The organism is Vibrio fujianensis (assembly GCF_002749895.1).
Classification (GTDB): domain Bacteria; phylum Pseudomonadota; class Gammaproteobacteria; order Enterobacterales; family Vibrionaceae; genus Vibrio; species Vibrio fujianensis.
In genome coordinates this window covers 237,909-261,869 of sequence record NZ_NBUS01000043.1, presented here as the reverse complement: position 1 = coordinate 261,869, position 23,961 = coordinate 237,909, and the positions used below count along the sequence as shown (strand labels likewise).

Below are 23,961 nucleotides of genomic sequence, written 5' to 3'. Positions count from 1 at the left end.
ATTCGCCACTGCCACGATCGATTTAGCCAATTCTTCAGAGGCTTGATAGGTTGGCATAAACGCGCCAGAACCGACTTTGACGTCCATCACTAAGGCATCGAGACCGGCTGCGAGTTTTTTCGATAAAATCGATGCTGTAATTAATGAGATATTATCCACCGTGGCGGTGATATCACGCGTCGCATAGACCCGCTTATCCGCAGGGGCTAGATTGCCCGTTTGGCCAATGATCGCCACGCCGGCCTGTTTAGTCACTTCACCAAACCGCTCATTGGTTGGCATAATGTTGTAACCGGGAATCGCCTCTAATTTATCGAGCGTACCCCCGGTATGACCTAAACCTCGCCCTGAAATCATTGGCACATAACCACCACAAGCGGCCACCATAGGGCCGAGCATTAATGAGGTCACATCCCCAACCCCACCGGTCGAGTGTTTATCAACGATTGGGCCATCAAAGTTCATGTGCGTCCAATCGATAACCATCCCCGAATCACGCATAGCACAAGTCAGTGCAATACGCTCAGGCATGGTCATTTCTTGGAAATAAATGGCCATCGCAAAGGCAGCAATTTGCCCTTCTGAAACGCTATTATCAGCCACACCTTGGATGAAAAAGTAGATTTCTTCACGGGTTAAAACTTCGCCGTCACGCTTGCGACGGATGATCTCTTGCGGTAAAAATGCATGAGATATAGACATAAGCGCCTCCCAAGCTCTCGATAAGAGCCATGGTCTAAATCGTGTATAGAAGATTTAGGTGGCGAGATTCGCCACCGATAGATAAACCAGAAACTTAGTAAGCGGTAGGATCAGCCTGTTGCTCTGAAACGCCTAATGTATTGAGGAGATTGGTCAATAAACTAGAAGCACCAAAGCGATAATGGCGGCTATCAACCCAATGATCCCCTAAGATTTCATCTGCCATGGCTAAGTAGAGAGCAGCATCTTCAGCGCTACGAACACCACCTGCAGGTTTAAAACCGACCTGCTTCGCCACGCCCATATCACGAATAACTTCTAACATCATTCGAGCATACTCAGGGGTCGCATTGACAGGCACTTTACCGGTTGAAGTTTTGATAAAATCAGCCCCAGCCTCAATTGCAATTTGCGAGGCTTGTTTAATCAATGCTTCTTCTTTTAGTTCACCGGTTTCAATAATGACTTTTAGCAGAACATGATTGCCACAAGCGTTTTTACACGCTTTGACCAAATCAAAACCCACCTGCTGATTGCCCGCCATCAAAGCGCGGTAAGGAAACACAACATCAACCTCATCGGCACCATAAGCTATTGCAGCCTTAGTTTCAGCAACTGCGATATCAATATCATCATTACCGTGGGGAAAGTTCGTTACCGTCGCAATTCGAATTTCTGGGGTTCCCTGCTCGCGAAGAGTCTTCTTAGCAATAGGAATAAAGCGAGGGTAAATACAAATAGCTGCCGTATTACCCACGGGACTTTTAGCATCATGACAAAGTTGGATAACTTTAGCATCAGTGTCATCGTCATTTAATGTTGTTAAGTCCATTAATTTGAGTGCACGTCGTGCTGCAGCTTTTAAATCGCTCATTTCTATCTCCGATCAATATATTCAATTAGTTCACTACTTAATGTGACGTTCACTCAACTAAGTAGCCACAAAATGAACGGACTTGGTTCCCTGAAGACTCGGTGCATCGCACCAATTGCTGTCCTTGTCACCGCACAGTACCAATAGGTATGGCACAACAATCTATGATTGCGGTGTCTATCTCGGGTAAATCGTTTTACCCATGCTTGAATTTTACCGCTTGTCTCATCAAACATCGACATGACTGTCACTTCACTGACTACATGCTATAGCGGTTGCTCATAAAACGATAGCAAGATAGAAAGCGCAAACGGTTTGTATCTCAAAATAACCTAAGCCTAAACTCTTTGATGGACTAAAAACACAAATTCCCCCGTAACAACTGCTTGCTACGGAGGAATAAGAGCTGGCGTCTATAAATTCAATTCCTAACCGGTTAGAAAGAAAGGAATAAGCCTGCGATGGTCGCTGCCATCAAGTTAGAGAGTGTACCCGCAACCACCGCCTTGATACCCATGCGAGCAATATCGCCACGGCGTGAAGGTGCTAAGCTACCTAAGCCACCCAATAGAATTGCGATAGAAGATAAGTTCGCAAAACCACACAATGCAAAGGAAATAATCGCTTTGGTTTTTTCACTCAATACCGCAGGCGCGGCATCGGTTAAATAAGGCGCAAACTGAGAATAAGCAACAAACTCATTGGCAACCGTTTTTAGACCAATAAACTCACCAGCAACGGTGGCTTCTTCCCATGGCACCCCAAGCATGAACGCTAAAGGAGAGAATAGCTGACCTAAAATCATTTCTAAGGTCAGGTCAGGCTTATCAAACCAACCACCGATACCACCAAGCATACCATTAATCAGAGCTATCAAACCGATAAAGGCAATCAACATCGCCCCCACATTAAGCGCTAATTGTAGGCCGGCAGAAGCACCACCTGCTGCTGCATCAATCACGTTAGCTGGCTTTTCATCTTCAGCCGCTTCAATGCCATGAATTTGGTCAACCGGCTTGTCGGTTTCAGGCATGATAATTTTTGCAAACAGTAACCCGCCGGGGGCAGCCATAAACGATGCAGCAACCAAGTATTCAATTTTAACACCCATTGAGGCATAACCGGCCAACACACCACCCGCAATCGAGGCTAAACCACCACACATCACAGCAAATAGCTCTGATTGAGTCATTTTCGGCACAAATGGGCGAACCACTAACGGAGCTTCAGTTTGCCCTACGAAAATGTTTGCCGCAGCAGACATCGATTCTGCACGAGAAGTTCCCAGCGCTTTTTGTAACCCGCCGCCTAGAATTCTAATGACCCACTGCATAACACCAAGATAATAAAGCACAGAGATCAAAGCAGAGAAGAAAATAAGTGTTGGAAGAACGCGGAATGCAAAGATGAATCCGCCCCCACCAAACAGCTCAAACATCTTCCCTGAAACTAATCCTCCGAACAAGAAGGATGTACCATCGTTACCATAGTTGATAACGCTCGATACTGCGTCAGAGAAGCCACGTAATAGTTCTTGTCCCCAAGGAACATAAAGAATAAATGCCCCTAAGGAAAATTGGATAGCAAAAGCGCCACCCACGGTTCTGAGATTGATAGCTTTACGGTTTGATGATAATAATACTGCGATAGCAAGTAAAAATATCATACCGATTAGGCTCATAAACAGGCTCATGGTTTATGACTTCCTTATAAGTTAAATATTGGCGTGTTACAAAAATGAAGCTCAAAAGCAGAGCAATTATACGCACCGCAATCAAGATAAAGTACCGCACCGTTCACACTTTATTATAAGATTCACTATACATTCACATATTTATGTGATTAAAGTCACCATTAATAACCCTATTGGCCAAGCGTGGAAAAATAAACTAGCTTGGTAGCTTGAATACTTGATGGCTATTTTGCCAAAGCTGATCGACTAATTGATAAGGTTCTTGTTGCTTGAGTAAAGCGAGTTCATTGAGGATTAATGGTAACTGGCTCGGAGTATTCGTGCGCCCTTGAAATCCAAATAATGGCATATCTGGAGAGTCGGTTTCTAGCACGAGATGTTCAAGCGGGATCGCCGCCACTGTTCGGCGAGTTTTTTTCGCTCTTGGATAAGTGATAACACCACCAATACCAAGTTTAAACCCTAATGCAATAAACTGTTTTGCTTCTTGTTCACTGCCGCTGAAAGCATGGATAACTCCACCTTGGGTAAAACGCGACTGTTTGAGGAGCTGTAATAAACGCTGATGGGTTTTCCGACTATGCAATATCACGGGTAACTGAGCGTTTTGTGCCATCGCTAGCTGCCTTGTTAAGATCATTTCTTGGTGCTGGGCTGTATCACTGATCATTGCATCTAAGCCGCACTCTCCGACAGCCACACAGGCATCACTCGCCTGCGCAAGATACAGCTCTAACCGATCAAAGCAATGACAAACGGGGAGAGAAGGCAAAAAGTGGGGGTGAATCCCTAACGCATAATAGAATATATCACCATGATATTTAGCGAGTCGTGCAACTGTGGCCCAATTCTGAGGGCCGACACTGGGAAGCAAAAACCGTATCACACCTTGCAGTTTAGCTCGCTCAAGTTCACACGCTAATCTCTGCTCAAAGATAGGCAGATCAAGGTGGCAGTGCGTATCAAACAGCCGATATTCCGACTCATTTAGCTTGGGATGATGTGACATCATCACTATGCTTCTCTGTTAAATCATTATATTTCTCTGTCAAATCACTATGCTTCTCTGTCGAATCATCGTATTTCTCTTGTCGATAAGGCACACAACTGCGTTTTTGCTCTGGAGTTAACCCCCATTGTTTACACCATGCATCGTAACGAGCGATAACATCTGATATCCACGGCCACATAAAATCTCCCTCACTGCTCGTCACGTTTGAATACAAGCTCAGTTGGGGTTGATTCTTGCTCATCAAAATAGTAACCAGCCACATTAAACTGAGTCAGTGCTTGTACCGAAGAAATTTGTTCATCAATAATATAACGCGCCATCATACCGCGTGCTTTTTTGGCATAAAAGCTGATCACTTTATATTGACCATTTTTATGATCTTTAAAGATAGGGGTAATAACCTGCGCATCCAATTGATTCACTTTAACCGCTTTAAAATATTCATTAGAGGCAAGATTGACTAAGACATGATCATCTTGAGCTTGAATAGCTTCATTGAGTTTATCCGTGATAATCTCTCCCCAGAATTGGTACAAATTACTACCGCGCGGGTTATCAAGTTTTGTCCCCATTTCTAATCGGTAAGGTTGCATCAGATCGAGCGGTTTTAGTACTCCATATAATCCAGAAAGTATTCGCAAATGCTGTTGAGCGAATGCTAAACCTTCATCGCTCAATGAATCAGCGGCTAAGCCTGTATAGACATCACCTTTGAAGGCAAAAATCGCTTGGCGTGCATTCTCAAAGCTAAAGTGTTCACTCCACTGGGCAAAACGAGCAACATTTAACCCAGCAATTTTATCGCTGACTTTCATTAACCGAGCGATATCCTCAGGCGTTAGCTGTCGACAAACATCGATTAAGGCTTGTGAATATTCAATCAATTCGGGTTGCGTGTAACTTTGGCTAGGCAGCGGGGACTCATAATCGAGCGTCTTTGCCGGTGAAACCACTATCAACATCGCTATATCCTATATTTGAGTTATTGAGCAACTTACTAGCCTACAAAAAAAGCCATGCATTGTCTGCATGGCTTTGACTATCTTTTTCATAGCGCATATCTATTGCGATTTATGATTATCCCAAATTCCATCTTCTAACTGAGATTTCAGCTCAGGGTAATCATTGGCATCAAACGTGGGAAGTTTTCCAGCTTTAAGCTGACGGTTATAATCTTTTGCCAATTTAACAACAATTCCTGATAACAATAAAATTGCCACTAAGTTAACAATCGCCATCAGTCCCATAGAGACATCCGCCATGGACCAGACAACCGGCAATGTGGCTAACGAACCAAACATCACCATACCCAAAACGATGATCCGGAACACCACTAATCCTTTCTTATTATTGTGCTCTAAGAAAATTAGATTCGTCTCAGCATAAGAGTAGTTTGCAATAATAGAAGTAAAAGCAAAAAAGAAGATAGCGAAAGCAATGAAGATACTTCCCCAATCACCAACTTGGGAACTTAATGCACGCTGCGTCAATTCAATCCCTGTCAGTTCGCCATGAGGAACGTATTCACCAGACATTAAAATAATCGCCACAGTTGCTGAACAGATAACGATCGTGTCAACAAATACACCAAGCATTTGAACATAACCTTGAGAGGCTGGATGTGGTGGATAAGGTGTAGCTGATGCAGCAGCATTCGGCGCTGACCCCATACCCGCTTCGTTTGAGAATAAACCACGTTTAACTCCGTTAATCATCGCTTGAGCAATGGCATAACCGACCCCACCCGCGGCAGCTTGTTCTAATCCAAATGCACTTCTAAAGACTAAACTAATAACATCAGGCAACTTATCGATATTAATAATCATGACCGCCAAGGCAATCACAATATAGGCTAACGCCATAAAAGGAACAATCAGCTCCGCTGTGCGGGCAATTTTACGAATCCCACCAAAAATGACAAATGCAGACAGCAGAACAATAGCAATACCGACATACAAAGGTTGAAAACCAAAAGCCGTATGCATAGCACTAGAAATTGAATTGGCTTGTACTGCGTTAAATACCAGACCGAAGGCAATAATCAGAAAGATAGAAAACAGAACGCCCATCCAACGCATTCCGAGTCCCTTTTCCATATAATAAGCTGGGCCACCACGGTAGTTGCCATCCTTATCGCGTGTTTTGTAGAGCTGGGCTAAGGTACTCTCAGCAAATGACGTCGCCATTCCGACCATTGCGGTCATCCACATCCAGAAAATGGCACCTGGCCCACCTAATGTTAAGGCTACCGCAACACCGGCCATGTTCCCGGTTCCAACACGAGCCGCTAGGCTGGTACATAATGCCTGAAAAGAAGAGATGCCAGATTTGTCTGATTTACGACTATTTCTTAGCACGCTAAACATATGGCCAAAATGGCGAAATTGGATAAAGCCCAACCGAAAGGTGAAGTAAATCCCGACTCCTACCAAAAGATAAACTAAAATAGACCCCCAAAGCAGGTCATTCATTAAGTTAATTACGTCTGTCACAAGAACCTCTCATAGAGTGATGCGCTGATGTTAGTCACAGCGAACACCGTAAATAGACATATTTGAATCCCGAAAAGTTATTAGTGTTATGGGATACATTTACAGTGGTGTACACGCTGATCCAATGAGTTGATTAATACAGCGATTTTTTTGACTGCCGGATAATGCAGCCTGAACCGGCAAAAATCAATATGCAATAAATAGCATTTTGTTGTTATTTTTTACTATAAAGTCACCATTCATTAACACACAAACGACCATTTAAATTGCAAATAAAAAACAAAAAATACACAAATAAACCACAAGAAAGATTAAAAAAAAACCAAACCTACCTCATTGCATAAGCAAAATCTCATATACTGAGAAGTCAGCTAACACAATGCGATCAACGGTAAATTGTCAGAAAAAAGTCATAACTAAGGTTTAAACGTTCAAAAAAACAGCAAACCTTTATTAGCACAACCTAAGATAACAGTCTATTAACATAAAAAAAGGCACAATAAAAACGTTTGCTCGAACTTTATGGTGATTTTTTATACGTATTCTTAGTTAAAAATGTGAAATAAAGCAGAAAAAAAACGTAACTATCATTAAAAGATCATAAATGAGAAATAAATCATGGTTAAATTTAAGCAAGTTATGCTATCTAGATAACTCTCACGGAATGATGAAAACAATGAGGCTTGCTTATGGATAACTTGCACTTTGATCAACTGTTGGACATGGAAATAACCAAGTCCAGAGCACAGAGGACTAAACCGGTAAAACGGATGTGGCGAGAAATAGAAGCGATCCGCGATAAAAAGCGCCTAGAGAAAGAATTAATGGATATGGATATCTGTTTAGAATTAGAAAACATCAAACTATAAAAACATCAAACTATAATTGACATAAAAGCACCGAATGAACGGTGCTTTTTTATTTTCAAACCTAAATAACGTGACATTACCAGTATCCCCTTCCTACTTGAAGCTGCAGGGATGTTAGCTACAACTCCAAGCTGTTTGGGTATAAACGGCACAAATCGCCACTACATGTCAGAGCCTCTGCCTTGTATAAAGAAGCCACAAACTGCTGCAAAAATCAGCTCGAAAGATAAACAGACCCTAGATACACTCAGCGCTGCTTTTCCTAACGCGACGAGCCAATTGAGAAAAGCGATCGGCTATTGTTTCTCCGAAAACAGGGTCATCTTCATTGGTCACCCATTGCGCTTCGACGTTTTGCCAATCTGAGGTAGTAAAAGTTTGGCTAATAATCGGAAGCACGGATCGTTCTTCTAATTGCAGGTGACCACGCTGAGTTTCAATAAAACCTTCCAATTGTTCAATGAACAGTGCTTGAGGGACGACAGCATCTTGTAAGATCATCTCAACTAAGTTAAGGAAGCTTTGTGTCTGTTGTGCTAACTGGATATGCTCTTTCTCTAAATTAGAGATAGTCGGTTCGGCTTGATAATGCTCGATATAATAGCGATAAATAATATCTTCTTTCGGATGATGAACGGCTTCCGAGTGACTCCCTAAGTAGTCAACGATCTCTTTTAGTAGGTTATAATTTACCGATTTCTCGGCTTTCAGTGACTCTAGCTTGTCACCTAATATAGCCAGCAGACGAACCATATACCCATGCTCACGCTGGATCCTTTCTATCATCATTGTGTTTCTCCCTACACCACTTTCCCCAATTCGCTTTAGGGAATATTCACCTCAGTGTATACAAGGATCCGAATATACGCTTTGATACTGGTCGAAAAAACATCAATCCATCACAGTGTCTATCTTAGGTTGCCAGTCGATTATTTTTTTTCCTTGCTGAGTAAGGATATGATTCGTCATAGAAAAATGTTTACAACCTAAGAAGCCGCGATGAGCAGATAAAGGCGAGGGATGAGGTGCTATCAATACATGATGCCGCTGCCGATCGATCATTTGGCCTTTTTTTTGCGCATGCGCGCCCCAAAGTAAAAAAACAATCCCCTCTCTTTGTTGATTCAATACATCAATGACACGATCGGTAAATGTCTCCCAACCACAATTTGCGTGGGAATGCGCTTTCCCTTGCTCAACGGTTAATACGGTATTGAGTAGTAACACCCCTTGTTCCGCCCAACTCTTTAAGTAACCGTGATCCGGTATCTGAAAACCCGGTATATCTTGGGCAAGTTCTTTATAGATATTAACTAAAGAAGGTGGTGTTCTCACTCTAGGAAGAACAGAAAAACACAGACCATGTGCTTGATTTGGCCCGTGGTAAGGATCTTGCCCAAGAATGACAACATTAACGTGATTAAACTCCGTTAAACGAAAAGCGTTAAAGACATCGTTTGCCGGTGGATAGATAATTTTCCCCGACTGCCTTTCTGCCTCAACAAATTGTAAGGTTTGCTGAAAATAACTTTGCTGCTTCTCGGCACCAATAACATCGTGCCAAACGAGTGGCTGAGTCATAAATACTCCTGATTATTTGAAACAGACAAGTATACCTTGGTTCGCCTCAAGCGTCAGGAGACTAATGATTGCTTTTGCACCTTACGCTATCGCCCTCACAACGTCACGTCCGATGGCTATTTATTCGGCTTGCTAGGCTGTGGCACACGATGGTGGCCTTGTCCCTGTACATGTCGATTGGGTATTGGCAGGTGAGCAACGGTTTGACTGGCTAAACAGATAGAGACATACATAACGGCATCCTTCTAACAACGCTTGAGCGAATCCTAATGAAAAAAGGATGCCAAGTTTGTGAAACTAATCTAAAAATCTATCACCACGATGAAATCTTTTTAATGTTTCTATCTCTTTAGGCCATAACTCAGGATCAATGGTTTCAAGAATCAATGGAATACCATTAAAACGAGGATCTTGTGCGATATATTCAAAACACGCCCAACCAATTTCACCTTGTCCTAATGAATGGTGTCGATCCACCCGGCTGCCTAACTTAGATTTTGAGTCATTAATGTGCATTGCCCTTAAATAGTGCATACCAACGACTTGCTCAAACTGCGCAAACGTCTCCTCACAAGCGGCCTGACTACGTAAATCATAGCCTGCAGCAAAGGTATGGCAGGTATCTAGACAAACACCCACGCGAGACTGATCGTCGATTTGCGCAATAATTTCAGCCAAATGCTCAAAGCGCCACCCCAAATTACTCCCTTGACCAGCGGTATTTTCAATCACAGCAATCACATTTGGCACCGCTTGATGAGCTAAATTGATCGATTCAGCAATCGTCGAAAGACACTGAGCCTCCGAGATTTGTTTAAGGTGACTCCCTGGATGAAAATTCAGTAGAGTTAACCCAAGCTGTTGACAACGCTCCATTTCCTCAATAAATGCTTGACGAGATTTGGCCAATTTATCTTGCTCAGGAGCACCTAAATTAATCAGGTAAGAATCGTGTGGCAAAATGTGCTGAGTCGAAAAACCTAATTGCTGACAATTTAATTTAAATGCACGGATCGTTTCAGCATCAAGAGGTTTTCCGCCCCATTGTCGTTGGTTCTTGGTAAAGAGCGCAAACGCATTCGCCCCGATCTGTTTGGCACGAATAGGCGCTTGATCAACCCCACCCGCGGCAGAAACATGCGCACCAAAAAACTTTTCTTGAGACCCATTTTTATCATTTGTCATTTTATCACTTTCTACTTTCACATGGTTTTTCTAACTAACTGATCTACCGATTGATGCTAAATAAAAAGCATTAATATGTAGTAAAATTACAACAAAGTTAGATTAAAAAACTATTGAATAATTCAAATATTTTATATGTTAGTTATTTTTAAAGGGTTTATTGATTAAAATCAAATTTATCACCTTAAAGTAATAATGGTTTTTTGTTGTTTTTTGACCTAAATCAATACTAGAATTAAGGATATTAGATATATAATACCTAACTCAACAAGTTTTGAAAATTAACACCAATAACACCACATTCAGTGGGCAAGGAGACAGTAATGATCCAAGGTATCCAAATCACGAAAGCAGCTAATGATGACTTACTTAACTCAATTTGGCTAATCGACAGTGAAAAAAATGAAGCGCGTTGTGTCGCTGCACTCACTGGCTACGAAGCCGATCAAGTTGTTGCTATCAGCGAGTTTGGTGATTATGAAAGCCGTGAAGTCGCCATTGAAGCTGCGCCTCGTATTGAAGGCGGGCAACACCTCAACGTAAATGTGCTAAAACGTGAAACACTAGAAGATGCGGTTGCGCATCCAGAAAAATACCCACAACTTACCATTCGTGTTTCAGGGTATGCCGTACGTTTTAACTCGCTAACTCCAGAACAACAGCGCGACGTTATTGCACGTACTTTTACTGAATCACTCTAATTTTCAGAAAATTCCACACCAATTGTAAATTCGGTGCTGGATCAAATAGCTAAAAAAAGCGGTGCTGAGCAGCACCGCTTTTTATATCGACCACAATAATAACTTTAAATTATGGTAATTTTACCAATAAAGCTCTCAAAGCAGCAAAATCATTATCTAACTCAACAGAGAGAAGTTCCATGGCGGCGTGTTTTGCTAATGGGGCGGGGAGTTCAATATCGGTATCGAGGATCTCATCCACCACTTCTTTAAATTTAGCCGGATGCGCTGTACACAAAAATAGCCCCGTTTCTCCCGCTTTTAACTGTTCGTTTAATACGCGATAGGCTATCGCACCATGTGGTTCACACAGATAGCCCAGTTGATTCAGTTCTTTCACTGATTCTGCACTCTGCTTATCCAATACAGCGCCTTTACCTAAGGTTTCTAATCCCCAGCCTTTCAAACGACAAAGTTCTTCAATACGTGGCCAGTTATTGGGTTGGCTAACATCCATTGCATTTGAGGTCGTCGCAATGGTCGGTTTCGGCTCCCAACGCCCTGTCTCTAAATAACGAGGCACGGTATCATTTGCATTCGTGGCAGCAATAAAGCGTTTAATTGGTAACCCAAGTGCTTTAGCCAACAAACCTGCGGTTAAGTTACCGAAGTTACCACTCGGTACACTCACCACCAAGTTTTCGCGCTCTTGTTGGCTCATTTGCGCTGCCGCTTCAAAGTAGTAACAAATTTGCGCCATTAAACGACTGATATTGATCGAGTTGGCCGAGTTCAACCCGATTTGCTCACGCAGTTCTGCATCATCAAAAGCTTGTTTAACAAGTGCCTGGCAAGCATCAAAATCACCATTAACCGCAACCGTATGAATATTTTGACCTAAGGTACAAAATAGCTTTTCTTGCAGTGGGCTAATTTTCCCTTTTGGGTATAAAATCACCACATCAATATCAGGCATACCATAAAAAGCATGCGCAACCGCAGCTCCAGTATCGCCTGATGTTGCGGTTAAAATTGTGATTTTTCCACCGTCAGATACCGACGCCAATGACTGAGCCATAAAACGACCACCAAAATCTTTAAACGCGAGTGTCGGGCCATGAAAAAGTTCCAACGCGTAAACGCCATCTTTAACAGCTTTAATGGGGGCGGGGAATTGAAATGCATTGCTAACTAATTGCTTTACTTGCTCTGCCGTAAGTTCATCACCAATCAGAGCCGACAAAATTTTACTGCTACGAGAAATAAAATCCTCAGCGAGTAGAGCGTCAATGTCCTCAAATTTTGGTAATTCTGCTGGAAAGAATAAACCTTGATTTCGCCCTAATCCTTGGCGTACTGCTTGACCAAACGAGACCTGTTGATCATTTTCTTTTATATTGTACAGCTTCATAATTCACTTCCTGTCACTTTCGACCCCTGCTTGTCGAGACGACAAATGTGCACGAATCCATCTTCATTTTGTACGTAATTTTGTTCAAGCCAGCCAGCAACGCGCTCTGCCACTTCTTTTTCTTTGCAGACACTAAACAACGTAGGCCCACTTCCTGAAATCCCGGTCGCAAGAGCACCCGCAGACGCAGCATATTGGCGAGCTTGAGCAAAACCGGGCAATAGTTTCTCACGATAGGGTTCAGCGATCACGTCTTTGATCATTTTTGCTGCTAATTCAGGTTGTTGAGTATGGCAAGCATGGATAAACCCAGCTAAATATCGGCCATGCGCGATCATATCTTGCCGACGATATTGAGAAGGTAAAATCGCTCGTGCTTCGGCTGTTGAGACTTTTATCCCTGGATAAGCCATCACCCAATACCACTGATCAAATCCGGGGACTGGTTGGCTAATAATGCCTAATTCTTCCAACATTAACTGCAAGCCACCTAAATAACAGGGAGCCACATTGTCGTAGTGAATTCCCCCTGAGATCTTACCTTCCATTTCGCCCATTAAAGCCAGTAATTCGGTTTCATTTAATGGCTGTCCATGAAACCGATTTAATGCATCTAGGGCGGCCACGATAGAACAAGCACTAGAGCCGAGCCCTGAACCTATCGGCATATTTTTCTCTAGCGTCATCGTAAGCGGCTTGAGTACCACTTGCTTTTTATCTAGCTCACGTGCAAATACACACCAACAGTCGTATACAATATTCTCTTTAGGATCGGACGGTAATTTACTGACAAAACGCCCCGAGGTTTCCAGTGAAAAAGGGCAATTCCCTTTTTCCACTAACACTCGATCCCCGAGTAAGGTTCCATCAATCGGTGAGACCGCTGCCCCTAAAACATCAAATCCAACACTAACATTACCAATAGATGCTGGCGCATAAACGACCACACTCATATCACTTGAATTCATGCATTAAACCCCTAATTTCCAACCTAAAGTTCGCATTACGTCCGCAAAAACGCCTGCTGCAGTTACTTCAGTGCCCGCGCCATAGCCACGCAATACGAGTGGAATAGGCTGATAATAACGGCTATAAAAAGCCAATGCATTTTCCCCATCTTTGACTTTAAACATTGGATCATTTTCATCAACCATGGTGATACGAACTCGGCATTCACCGTCAGCGATTTCTCCCACGTAGCGTAAGACTTTACCTTGCTGCGCTGCTTGTTCAACCAAAGTAGAAAAATACTCATCCGCTTGAGGCAAGCGCGCCATAAACTCTTCAACAGTCCCTGATGCATCAAAGCCCGGTGGTAATGCCTGCTCAACTTTCACATCCGATAACTCAAGCTTCATACCCGCTTCACGAGCAAGAATAAGAAGCTTACGCGCCACATCCATTCCAGAAAGATCATCACGAGGATCGGGCTCAGTAAAGCCTTTTTCTTTAGCAAGCGCGGTCGCTTGACTTAAAGTTAACCCTTCATCTAATTGGCCAAAAATAAAAGACAATGACCCCGATAAAATACCATTAAACTTCTCTAATTCATCACCCGCGGCAATCAAGTTTTGCAAGTTTTCAATGACAGGTAACCCTGCTCCGACTGTGGTCTCATACATTAATTTACGACGAGAGTGTCTGGCCACATCTCGTAATTGTTGATAATACGCCATGCTTGCGGTGTTGGCTTTTTTATTCGGCGTCACAACATGAAAACCTGCAGCGAGGAAATTAGCATACTGGCTAGCAATCTCTTCACTTGACGTACAATCAACCAAAACCGGATTAATGATGTGGTTACGTTGCACCAATGCCGTTAAACTCGCTAATGAGAACCCTTCCGTTGCCGCATTCATTCTATCGCGCCAATGCTCTAAAGGAAGGCCGTTACCATCAAGTAATAAACCTTGACTATTGGCTAAGCCACACACGCGAATCACAATACCTTTTTCAGCCAACTTCATTTGTTGACGATGAATTTGATCGACCAACTCACCGCCGACGCCACCTAAGCCAACAACAAACAGATCCAAGAAATGCTTTGAATTAAATAAATTCTCATGACAGGCTTTAATCGCAGGAGCCACTTTATCTTCAGGAATCACAGCCGAAATAGCACGTTCAGAAGAGCCTTGAGCAATCGCGACAATATTGACATGAGCTTCCGTTAATGAAGAGAAAAACTGCGAGGCGACACCACGTGAAGTACGCATACCATCTCCCACTAAAGTGATAATGGAGAGATCGTTCATAAATTCAACAGGCTCTAATAATCCATCTTTAAGTTCCAACTCAAAAGCTTCGCTTAACGCTTGCTTAGCGAGCGCTTTATCGTCAGCTTCAATACAAAAACTGATGCTATATTCAGACGAAGATTGTGTAATTAAGACGATGGAAACACCGGCTGACGACATGGCACCAAAGATACGGCTTGCCATCCCAACCATTCCTTTCATCCCCGGGCCTGAGACGTTAACCATCGTTAGGTTATTTAGCGTTGTGATCCCTTTGATTGCAAGCTTATCTTCGCCTGTATCTTGACCAATCAAGGTGCCTGCACCCTGGGGGTTAAAACTGTTTTTAATTAGGCAAGGGATTTGGAATTGAGCGATCGGAGCGATAGTTTTGGGATGAAGAACTGAAGCACCAAAATAAGAAAGTTCCATCGCTTCTTGGTAGCTAAGAGATTTAAGTAGACGAGCATCGTTCACCAAACGTGGGTCACAGTTATAAACCCCATCAACGTCTGTCCAGATCTCACAGCAATCAGCTCGCAAACATGCCGCTAGTACAGCTGCAGAATAATCTGAACCATTGCGGCCTAAACAAACCAGCTCACCATTGCGATTACCCGCGGTAAAACCAGGCATAATATGGACATGCTTTTCCGGGAGCGGAGCTTGCTTGAAGTTTTGCGTGGAAACTTCAACATCTACCATCGCTTCAAGGTAATCGCCTTTAGCAAATAAATACTGTACCGGATCAATTAAATTCACCGATAATCCTTTGGCTTGTATCACGGCTTTCATTAATTGGATAGAAATACGTTCGCCTTTGCTAATAATACGCGCATTGACATGATCAGGGCACATGCCTAATAAACGAATACCGTGCACAAACTGACGTAATTGCGCCATTGAACGAGCCACTTGCTCAATGTAGTCAGTAGCATCAATGTTAACTAATTGAACTTGAATATCATTGAGCAATATTTTAAAAGACTCTTCTAATTCAATAAGTTGTCTTTCCGCATCTCCATCACGTAGCGCAGTATCGATCACAGCAATCAATTTATTGGTCGTTTTACCCGGCGCTGATAGCACGACGGAAACCTCTTCTTGCTGGGCATTATTCACAATAATGTCGGCAACTCTTAATACGCGGTCAGCATCCGCTAACGATGAACCACCAAACTTTAATACTCGCATCCCTTCCTCCAAATTGATCAAAAATAGGTATAAAAAAAGGCCTGTATCGGTTGGGATACAGGCCTTTTTTTGAATGTTTACGCTCAGCAGCCTGCCCCAACATGCGTAATGTCGGTAATAATGGTGGTGGTCACTACTACTAAGCTGCGGTTATTCATAAAATAATTAAAAACTCGTTTATTGTCTGCTTCTACGTTTACCCCATTTAGGATGAATGAGTCAACGAAAAAATACTTTTTTTTATTTTCATCCGATAAAAACAGAGGGATTTTTCTTGGTGATAAATCGTCAACCATCAAAATCCCCTTTTTCATCGCCAAAATGATAACTCTATGGCTATTTCACATTTTTTAGCGGTAACCTGTTTCATTTTGTGCTTAAATTATACTTTGTGACCCTAATCATCAAACCACTAGGATTTAGGAAATAGGCCAAGGAGGAGAGAAGAATGAATCAGCGGCTCGCGCTATTTTGTTTATGCCTCACCACCAGTGTATCAGCAGCCTCTTTACCTTCTTTGCCGTCAGAACAGATCGATTCTGCACACTCTTTATTTATCAGCAGTGAGCCAAATAGCCAGGCATTTGACAGTTGGGTTATCGACAGTGGTTATGCTTATAACATTTTTCGTAACGTCGACTTATATGTCGGTGCTAGAATTAACTCTTCCATAAATGGAGGAAAGAACGGCTTTCTTAGTGGCGTAAGTTACAAAGTCAATGAGCGAGTTTTATTCAAAAGTACCTTCTATTCATCCACAACCGTAGATGAAGAAAATCGGCGCAATGAAAGCATTTCTGCAGAATTATCTAGCCGCTTACGCTTATCTGACAACATGGATCTGCATGCCACTCTTGATTATCAAGAATGGCAACAAGGTATTGAAGTTGGCATCGGCTTTCGATTTTAATTAATCGCGAATGCCTCTTTAGAACATAAAATGCCATTCCAGTCTGCGTAGAGGTAATCACCAGGTAAAATCATTTGGTTTTGAATGGTTAACGTCACATTGACTTCCCCTACCCCCTTTTTTTCTGGTCGAAAAGGTGATGTGCCTAACGCTTTTACTCCTAAATCCATTTGAGACATTTGAACCACATCTCGCACTGCACCATAAATCACCACGCCTTCCCAACCGTTGTCTATCGCCATAATCGAGACTTGATCTCCCATCAATGCTTTTTGACAGGAGCCATGACCGTCAACCACTAAAACTTTACCTTGCCCTGGTTGGCTTAATACTTCTTTAATTTTAGAGTTATCGTGATAGCAACGAACGGTAACAATTTGCCCCCAAAAAGCACTGCGCATACCAAAATTCTGTAATGGTAGTTCAAGTAAAGTCATTTGTGACGCATATTTATCACATAGATCCGGTGTTATATCTTTCATTATTCCTCCATGATTCTCATCGGGCTTCGTCCAAGCTCCCTTATTACAACCAAATTGTCGGGCTCAAGGTATCCATGCCAATTTATTATGTTCGCTTTTCTGATAATGACCCTAGACATAATATTTGACGACTCACACAAGAGTGCAGGGTTAGCTCATCGTTAACAACATAGTAAATGGCATTTTGAGCATATTTCACGGCGAGTTTTTTAGCTTCCGCTAATGGCAAACATACCGCAAAACTCTCTTCATACCAGCTAAATCCATTATCTCCAACCAGCACGTCTACCCAATCATAACCGATCAGATCGTGCTGTAAACGCTGATTATTTTTCCGATTCTCATTATCTGACAAGCGCAAACTCTGCGGGTTCCATGCCGTAATCACGGCAAATTCTTGTTTTACAGGACGTGATAAAAAACGGAATGCCACTTGTGTATAGGCTTGCCATAGCTTGTTATCAATCATCAAACTTTACAACTCGTTATTAATATTCATATCTGTTACATTGCAACTCTTGATATAAATCAACAAAGTGCTTGGAATTAACATTTGGCCGTTGTTAGCATGCTGTTAACATTATAGAATCCGCCCAAAGCCTAGTAGAATCCCTTGAAGTAACGGAACTAACGGATCAGAGATATCCAAGGATGGCGGGCACTCAAAGCGATTATTTTTTACAAGCTTGGGTTTATTATCAACATAAAATTACTCATATGTGATGTTTTTGCCTAGAATACATTCTATTAGCACATTTTTTTCACAAGTTTAGGTACCGCCAATGCAAACCCCGCAGATTCTTATCGTTGAAGACGAGCAAGTGACTCGTAACACTCTAAAGAGCATTTTTGAAGCAGAGGGATACGCTGTTTTTGAAGCCAGTAACGGTGAAGAGATGCACCATGTACTGTCCGATAATCCAATTAACTTGGTGATTATGGATATCAATTTACCAGGTAAGAATGGTTTACTTCTCGCTCGTGAACTTCGTGAGCAAGCAGATGTAGCACTGATGTTCTTAACTGGCCGAGACAACGAAGTCGACAAGATTTTAGGACTAGAAATTGGCGCTGATGATTATATCACTAAGCCTTTTAATCCACGTGAACTGACGATTCGGGCACGAAATTTACTCAGTCGTTCCATGAATACAAACTCAACCCACGAAGAGAAACGGTCTGTTGAGTCTTATCAATTCAATGGTTGGGTATTAGATATTAATAGCCGCTCTCTCGTTAGCCCAACTGGTGATAGCTACAAGCTCCCTCGTTCAGAATTTAGAGCATTGCTCCATTTCTGTGAAAATCCAGGCAAGATCCAAACACGCGCTGATCTATTGAAGAAAATGACCGGCCGCGAACTAAAACCGCATGATCGTACAGTCGATGTCACCATCCGCCGTATCCGAAAACACTTTGAATCAGTGTCTGGTACACCAGAAATTATTGCGACGATTCATGGTGAAGGTTACCGGTTCTGTGGTGATATTACAGAATAAATAAAAGCCTCTTATCTTAGATGCCAAAAGCCTCGATCATAAATCGAGGCTTTTTAGTTTTACCCAGCATTAAAGCGTGACCTATTAGTAGACTTTATCGATAACCACTTGATGCTCAACGAGCCAAGTGTCACCGCTGTTATCACGTACTCCCAGTGCCACACTCACCGAACGATCAGCATCTAACCCAAGTGAACTTTGAAAAACGATCTCCCAAACATTGTCACTCGGTGTACGCAATTCTAGCTCTGAAGCTGGGATTGACCACATCAGCTCATCTTGTCTAATAACCAGCATCAGTATGGTTAAATCTGCAGGTAATTGACCCGATGTTTGCAACACGAGCGTACCGTTTAAACTATCCGTTGTACTCTGGTTGGTCGTATTTTGGTCATCTGCCACTTTAGGCATTTGATCAATCCAAAGATTACTCTTGAGTTGAATCGCTGTTTGAGAAAAAATGCCAGCATTACTGTGCTGCCAATTCACATCGGGCGAGGATGAGCAGGCTGACAGTAAACAAGCAAAAAGAAGTAAGGCTATTTTTTTCATATTATTTCCTTTGCGCTAACCACTGTTTAAGAAGTTTAATATCGTTGAGATACTCATTTTTTATTTCATCCACCCAATCGGTAATATTTTCCCACCAAGCGGGCGCTTCTGGAGACTGCGCTTTCTGCGCAACACTCTGAATTCTTTTTAGGCCTATTGAACCTGCAGCACCTTTAATTTTATGCGCTTCAGAGACAATTCCTGCTTGATCTTTCGCCACCATGTTAGAATCTAACACCTCTAAATAACTGGGCATCATCTCTTCTAACATTTGAATACTTTCTAACATCGGCTCAGTTCCAACAATGCCGATGTAAGAGTCTAACATACTTAGATCCAACAGACGGCTATACAGATCTTGGTTCACTTGTGATAACTCTAGCGCTACCGTTGCTTGTTTATCTTCAGCAATCGGCTGCCGCATCACAACTTTAGCGATGATCTCTTGAACCGCTTGAACTGAAAGTGGCTTACTCAGTGCCCCATCCATCCCTTTTCGTAAATATTCTTGTTTGTCTTTTAGTACATTGGCTGTGAGTGCCACAATTGGAGGAAGCGATGAATATGTTTGCCGATAATACTCAACAATATCAAACCCTGTCATATCTGGTAATTGAATGTCCAGAAAAACTAAATCAAACCGCTCTGGCTTAAACATGACTTTCGCGTCTGCACCTGTCATAGCAACCGTTACACGATGACCAAGGCTTTCTAATAGGGAGCGCGCAACTGTCACATTCAGTTCTATATCTTCGACCATAAAGATATTGAGTGAACGCTGTTGCTCTGGTTGTAGAAGATGACACACTGGCGGAGCAATGATCGGCACTCGGATCGTGGCGGTAAAAGTACTGCCAAATCCCTCTTCGCTACTCACACTAATATCTCCCCCCATCAGATTAATAAGCTGACGAGAAACGGCTAAACCAATCCCGGTACCAACCGCATGAAGATTGTCCTTGCCCGATTTAACTTGATAATACATGGCAAAAATTTTATCTAATTCTGGATCTGGAATACCAATCCCGGTATCTTCAATTTCCATCGTAATGTTAGCGTGCTGTTCTTCAATCTCAGCACTAACACTTAAGATTACCCCCCCTTCCTTAGTAAATTTCACTGCATTACTCATCAGGTTCCAAAGTACCTGACGTAAACGGGTGCTATCAACTTCAACCCACGCAGGGAGTTCCGTCATACGTTCTAAATCAAAGCGCAAACCTTTTTGTTCTGCCATTAATGCCGATAGGCTTTCCATTTCAGCCACAAATTCTTCAAAATTAAGTGGTTCAGGAAACAGCTCTAGTTTGCGGCGATCAAATTTATCCATATCAATAATATCATTGAAGATATTACCCAAGGTAATGGCGCTGACATGAATAGTCTGCATATGTTTACGCTGCTCTTCTCGCAGTGGCGTATCCAGCAACATACGACTTAAACCCACAATACCATTGAGTGGCGTTCTTAACTCATGGCTGATGGTCGAAATAAAAGTCGTTTTATCTCTACTGGCTTTTTCTAATGACTCTTCATGCCGTTTGCGTTCCGTGATGTCACGGCCAAATCCTACTAGCCCTAAATGACGACCATCTTTACTATAAAAAGGCACTTTACGTAATTCGAAATAACTCTTACGTCCATCAGGATACTCAAGCCATTGCTCATAAGTGATGGCTCGATTATGGTTAAACACTTGTTGATCAGTTTCTACAATCGATTGTGCGATCTCCTTACGATAGACATCCCAAGGCGTTAAGCCTACTAGCTCGTGTTCACGTTTACCTGTCAACTCTTCCATCGCTCGGTTACAGCCAGAAAACTGACATTGAGCATTACGGTAGTAGATCAAATCAGGAGAGGCATCAATGAAAGATCTCAGTAAAGCCGTTCGTTCAGCCAATTCTAATTGTGTTTTCTCTCTTTGATAGACTTCATTTTCCAAATCCAGCATGGCTTCTTCACGAGCTTCTTCCGCTTTGATCCGCTCTTCGATTTCTTGATTAAGTTTGACAATATTTTTTTGAAGTTGCTGATTAAGTTCTTGATCGCGAGCACGCATATCTTTCAATTTAGACACGAGCTTCGAGAGCCGTTGACGAGACTCTTCTAATTGGTCAACCACCACTGACAAAAAATAAACGGCCCATGGGGTGATCACTAACCCAAAGAAAATAGAGCGAATGATATCAATATCATCAACAAAACCTTTTAGCACCAGAGTGATCCCAACTTGAACCACAACAGCCAATGCGACTAATGCTAAAGCTAATAGAATGGAGAAACGTAAAATTCCCAATTTAACCAGTAGATCGACATAGTATTGAGCTAAATTTTTAATCTGTTTCATTACAAGTTCCACGGCAAAGATTGGCGTTAGTCTAACGGGTTTCTTAAGGCGATATCTTGCAAACAAAGGATAGGATAAGAGGCTTTCGTTCATTCTATGAAAACGTCAGCCTATTCGTGCAAGAAGCAGTGAAAAGATAACAGTTTATTGCGTGATAATCCGCAACTATTCTTACCGTTGGAAGTGGAAAGGCCGCCCAATCAATGAACCTTGAGCACCGTCACGATCCAATGCTCGGCCAATCTCTGTCATCGCTAACCAGCGGTTTTCACACCACAATGGCGAAAGTAACGTCGGACGACGTGCGGCAGAAGAAATGCGGTGGTACACCACTTCAGGCGGTGTTAAGCGGATCAGTTCACTGGCGATCGCGACATAGCTTTCCAAGGAGGGCGCTTCCAGTTTCCCAGCACGCCAAGCTTTCGCCATGGTACTGCCTTCAACAATGTGTAAACTATGCAGTTTTATCCCATCGGTTCCTACATCCACGACCTGCTTTAACGTTGCAACATTATCCGTTCGTCCTTCTTTTGGTAAGCCAACAATTAAATGGGTACAGACTTTAATTCCCAAAGCCCTTGCCCGCTGGGTGATCTCTGCATAGCAGGCAAAATCATGCCCACGGTTAATCCGTTTGAGAGTTTGATCGTGCGCCGTCTGTAACCCTAACTCTAACCAAATTTCAAACCCCTGCTGTACATATTCATGCAATAAATCAAGTACCGCATCAGGTACGCAATCAGGACGAGTTCCAACACATAAGCCAACTATATCCGCAGCTTCAAGTGCCTGTTGATACATCGTTTTCAAAACCTGAACTTCAGCGTAGGTACTGGTATAGGCTTGAAAATACGCCAAATATTTCTTCGCGCGTCGAATCTCTACCGCACGATCTTTTAACTGTGCTTCAATGCTTTGTATTTGAGCCTGTTCATCTACAAACGAGGCCACATTACAAAAAGTACAGCCTCCTCGCCCAATCGTGCCATCCCGATTGGGACAACTAAATCCCCCATGAAGAGTCAGCTTATGTACTTTCTCTCCATAGCGCCGCTGGAGATCTTGCCCCAGTGTATTGACCAATTCATGCAATTGCATATAAATACCTGATTAAAATACGCTATACCCAAACAACTTCGAGTTGCTGGTAAGCGGCAAGTGAGTGACAAATTTGTCTGGAACAAATTTGAATAGCCGTAGGCTGGCCTTTGGTAAGAACCACGGATGGCTCTCATCATCCCCATCAGCATAGACAGGCTATGTGATTGGGGTGAACGAACGTAGCCAATACCCCTGCAGCTTCAAGTTGGAAGGGTATAAGACACTTGCTTGCTACTCAGCGTAATTTAATTACGCAAATAAATGACCATAATAAAGGCAGGTTACAAATAGTGTGCTAATCAAAATCAATAAATCCTCATTAATCGAAGCGTTAGCTGAAAGTGTAATTAAAATGTTAAATTCAATATTATTGACCGCATAAAAAGAGCGAAAAAGACCGAATTTTTCATTGCATTTACGTGCAACAAAATTGTAGGATACTTACAGTTTCTTAATGATTTTTGTTTGTTTTATTACAAACCACATTAACAAACATCGGTGATACCCCACCCCTACCTATATAATCCACTATAAATGTGGCCAGATAACAGGGATATCACTAAGGATTGTTTTTCTCACAAAATAATTCCTGTGAGAGACGGAAAGGAAGCGAATTAACCTGCACGGGTTAATTTAATGGATAATAATAAGGATTGGATACAATGCTGGGGCTAGCCTTGGCTTGTTTGTGTCCGTTTGAACTGGAAGGATGTATCTATGGTAGATAGAGAGCAAAGTTCGCAAGGTCTATACACGCCAGAACTAGAGCATGACGCTTGCGGTATTGGTTTTGTTGCTCACCTAAAGAACCGTAAATCACACCACGTTGTCACTCAAGCTCTGGATATGCTAGCGCGGATGGAACATCGCGGCGGTCAAGGTTGTGACCCATGTAGTGGTGATGGTGCAGGTATTTTGCTGCAAAAACCCCATGAATTTTTATTAGAGGAAGCCGTTAAACTTGGCATCAAACTACCTTCGTTTGAAAAGTATGGCGTCGGTGTGGTTCTGTTTCCTAAAGATGAGCACAAACGTGCGCAATGTCGAGATATTCTTGAACGCAATGCTAAACGCCTCGATCTCGATGTACTCGGTTATCGCGTTCTACCCACCGACAATTCAATGCTAGGGGCTGAC

General features: G+C 42.5%; 24 protein-coding genes and 1 other annotated feature. Of the genes, 5 read left to right on the top strand and 19 right to left on the bottom strand.

Translation table 11 applies throughout. The features are described 5' to 3' along the window. The 7 genes from B7C60_RS19075 to B7C60_RS12000 form a co-directional block, all read right to left on the bottom strand. Positions 1-702, bottom strand: a 702-nt coding sequence (locus tag B7C60_RS19075) for a thymidine phosphorylase (RefSeq protein ID WP_245869287.1), incomplete at its 3' end; no start/stop codon positions are given. A 94-nt stretch (positions 703-796) separates the two neighbouring features. Continuing rightward, on the bottom strand, positions 797-1,576 hold the full coding sequence (gene deoC / locus B7C60_RS12025) for a deoxyribose-phosphate aldolase (RefSeq protein WP_099611855.1): 780 nt from the start codon (positions 1,574-1,576) through the stop codon (positions 797-799). A gap of 436 nt (positions 1,577-2,012) precedes the next feature. After that, complete coding sequence (locus B7C60_RS12020) at positions 2,013-3,269, bottom strand: NupC/NupG family nucleoside CNT transporter (RefSeq protein ID WP_099611854.1); 1,257 nt, start codon at positions 3,267-3,269, stop codon at positions 2,013-2,015. Between the two features lie 196 nt (positions 3,270-3,465). Then, positions 3,466-4,281: a TatD family hydrolase gene (locus tag B7C60_RS12015; protein WP_237665731.1), complete on the bottom strand. Its 816-nt coding sequence runs from the start codon at positions 4,279-4,281 to the stop codon at positions 3,466-3,468. Continuing rightward, positions 4,253-4,459, bottom strand: coding sequence for a hypothetical protein (locus tag B7C60_RS12010; protein ID WP_099611852.1), 207 nt, complete (start codon positions 4,457-4,459; stop codon positions 4,253-4,255). Before B7C60_RS12010 ends, B7C60_RS12015 begins: the two co-directional genes overlap by 29 nt. Positions 4,460-4,469: 10 nt before the next feature. Next, complete coding sequence (gene yaaA, locus B7C60_RS12005; protein WP_099611851.1) at positions 4,470-5,243, bottom strand: peroxide stress protein YaaA; 774 nt, start codon at positions 5,241-5,243, stop codon at positions 4,470-4,472. 99 nt (positions 5,244-5,342) lie between these two features. Further along, on the bottom strand, positions 5,343-6,773 hold the full coding sequence (locus tag B7C60_RS12000; protein WP_099611850.1) for an alanine/glycine:cation symporter family protein: 1,431 nt from the start codon (positions 6,771-6,773) through the stop codon (positions 5,343-5,345). A gap of 689 nt (positions 6,774-7,462) precedes the next feature. Here B7C60_RS12000 and B7C60_RS11995 point away from each other — a divergent pair. Next, entirely contained in the window at positions 7,463-7,642 is a 180-nt protein-coding gene (locus tag B7C60_RS11995) for a DUF3545 family protein (RefSeq protein ID WP_099611849.1), read from the top strand. 237 nt (positions 7,643-7,879) lie between these two features. Here B7C60_RS11995 and B7C60_RS11990 read toward each other — a convergent pair whose 3' ends face one another. From B7C60_RS11990 to nfo, 3 genes are all read right to left on the bottom strand, one after another. Next, positions 7,880-8,431 (bottom strand): hemerythrin domain-containing protein, encoded by a 552-nt coding sequence (locus B7C60_RS11990; protein WP_099611848.1) that lies wholly within the window; start codon positions 8,429-8,431, stop codon positions 7,880-7,882. A 102-nt stretch (positions 8,432-8,533) separates the two neighbouring features. Continuing rightward, entirely contained in the window at positions 8,534-9,223 is a 690-nt protein-coding gene (ung, locus tag B7C60_RS11985; RefSeq protein ID WP_099611847.1) for a uracil-DNA glycosylase, read from the bottom strand. A 297-nt stretch (positions 9,224-9,520) separates the two neighbouring features. Beyond that, positions 9,521-10,408, bottom strand: coding sequence for a deoxyribonuclease IV (gene nfo / locus B7C60_RS11980; protein WP_099611846.1), 888 nt, complete (start codon positions 10,406-10,408; stop codon positions 9,521-9,523). 323 nt (positions 10,409-10,731) lie between these two features. Between nfo and grcA the strand changes: the two genes are divergently transcribed. Beyond that, positions 10,732-11,109, top strand: a complete 378-nt coding sequence (gene grcA / locus B7C60_RS11975) for an autonomous glycyl radical cofactor GrcA (protein ID WP_099611845.1) — start codon at positions 10,732-10,734, stop codon at positions 11,107-11,109. Positions 11,110-11,218: 109 nt separating this feature from the next. Here grcA and thrC read toward each other — a convergent pair whose 3' ends face one another. From thrC to thrL, 4 genes are all read right to left on the bottom strand, one after another. Next, on the bottom strand, positions 11,219-12,499 hold the full coding sequence (gene thrC / locus B7C60_RS11970; protein WP_099611844.1) for a threonine synthase: 1,281 nt from the start codon (positions 12,497-12,499) through the stop codon (positions 11,219-11,221). Further along, entirely contained in the window at positions 12,496-13,452 is a 957-nt protein-coding gene (gene thrB / locus B7C60_RS11965) for a homoserine kinase (protein WP_099612030.1), read from the bottom strand. The genes thrC and thrB overlap by 4 nt, the downstream gene beginning before the upstream one ends. An 18-nt stretch (positions 13,453-13,470) precedes the next feature. After that, complete coding sequence (thrA, locus tag B7C60_RS11960; protein WP_099611843.1) at positions 13,471-15,930, bottom strand: bifunctional aspartate kinase/homoserine dehydrogenase I; 2,460 nt, start codon at positions 15,928-15,930, stop codon at positions 13,471-13,473. A gap of 30 nt (positions 15,931-15,960) precedes the next feature. Then, positions 15,961-16,076, bottom strand: a sequence feature (Thr leader region). Beyond that, the gene (thrL, locus tag B7C60_RS11955) at positions 16,014-16,226 is read right to left on the bottom strand and encodes a thr operon leader peptide (protein WP_157928699.1); all 213 of its coding nucleotides are present in this window, start codon (positions 16,224-16,226) and stop codon (positions 16,014-16,016) included. Its footprint overlaps the feature before it by 63 nt. A 152-nt stretch (positions 16,227-16,378) precedes the next feature. Here thrL and B7C60_RS11950 point away from each other — a divergent pair, with 152 nt between their 5' ends. Further along, a complete protein-coding gene (locus B7C60_RS11950) occupies positions 16,379-16,840 on the top strand; it encodes a hypothetical protein (RefSeq protein WP_099611841.1) in 462 nt (153 codons plus the stop codon). Here the strand turns inward: B7C60_RS11950 and B7C60_RS11945 are convergent. Further along, on the bottom strand, positions 16,837-17,322 hold the full coding sequence (locus tag B7C60_RS11945; RefSeq protein WP_161428187.1) for a putative 4-hydroxy-4-methyl-2-oxoglutarate aldolase: 486 nt from the start codon (positions 17,320-17,322) through the stop codon (positions 16,837-16,839). The genes B7C60_RS11950 and B7C60_RS11945 overlap by 4 nt on opposite strands. Positions 17,323-17,407: 85 nt before the next feature. After that, positions 17,408-17,791: a DUF3293 domain-containing protein gene (locus B7C60_RS11940; RefSeq protein WP_099611839.1), complete on the bottom strand. Its 384-nt coding sequence runs from the start codon at positions 17,789-17,791 to the stop codon at positions 17,408-17,410. Between the two features lie 313 nt (positions 17,792-18,104). Here B7C60_RS11940 and arcA point away from each other — a divergent pair, with 313 nt between their 5' ends. Beyond that, entirely contained in the window at positions 18,105-18,821 is a 717-nt protein-coding gene (arcA, locus tag B7C60_RS11935; RefSeq protein ID WP_099611838.1) for a two-component system response regulator ArcA, read from the top strand. 84 nt (positions 18,822-18,905) lie between these two features. Here the strand turns inward: arcA and B7C60_RS11930 are convergent, their stop codons facing one another. The 3 genes from B7C60_RS11930 to mnmL all read right to left on the bottom strand — a co-directional run bounded on the left by B7C60_RS11930 (position 18,906) and on the right by mnmL (position 22,821). Beyond that, a complete protein-coding gene (locus B7C60_RS11930) occupies positions 18,906-19,373 on the bottom strand; it encodes a YajG family lipoprotein (RefSeq protein ID WP_099611837.1) in 468 nt (155 codons plus the stop codon). A gap of 1 nt (position 19,374) precedes the next feature. Beyond that, the gene (arcB, locus tag B7C60_RS11925) at positions 19,375-21,723 is read right to left on the bottom strand and encodes an aerobic respiration two-component sensor histidine kinase ArcB (protein ID WP_099611836.1); all 2,349 of its coding nucleotides are present in this window, start codon (positions 21,721-21,723) and stop codon (positions 19,375-19,377) included. Positions 21,724-21,894: 171 nt separating this feature from the next. Continuing rightward, positions 21,895-22,821, bottom strand: a complete 927-nt coding sequence (mnmL, locus tag B7C60_RS11920; RefSeq protein ID WP_099611835.1) for a tRNA modification radical SAM protein MnmL/YtqA — start codon at positions 22,819-22,821, stop codon at positions 21,895-21,897. A 720-nt stretch (positions 22,822-23,541) separates the two neighbouring features. Between mnmL and B7C60_RS19070 the strand changes: the two genes are divergently transcribed. Beyond that, positions 23,542-23,961, top strand: a 420-nt coding sequence (locus tag B7C60_RS19070; protein ID WP_245869284.1) for a hypothetical protein, incomplete at its 3' end; no start/stop codon positions are given.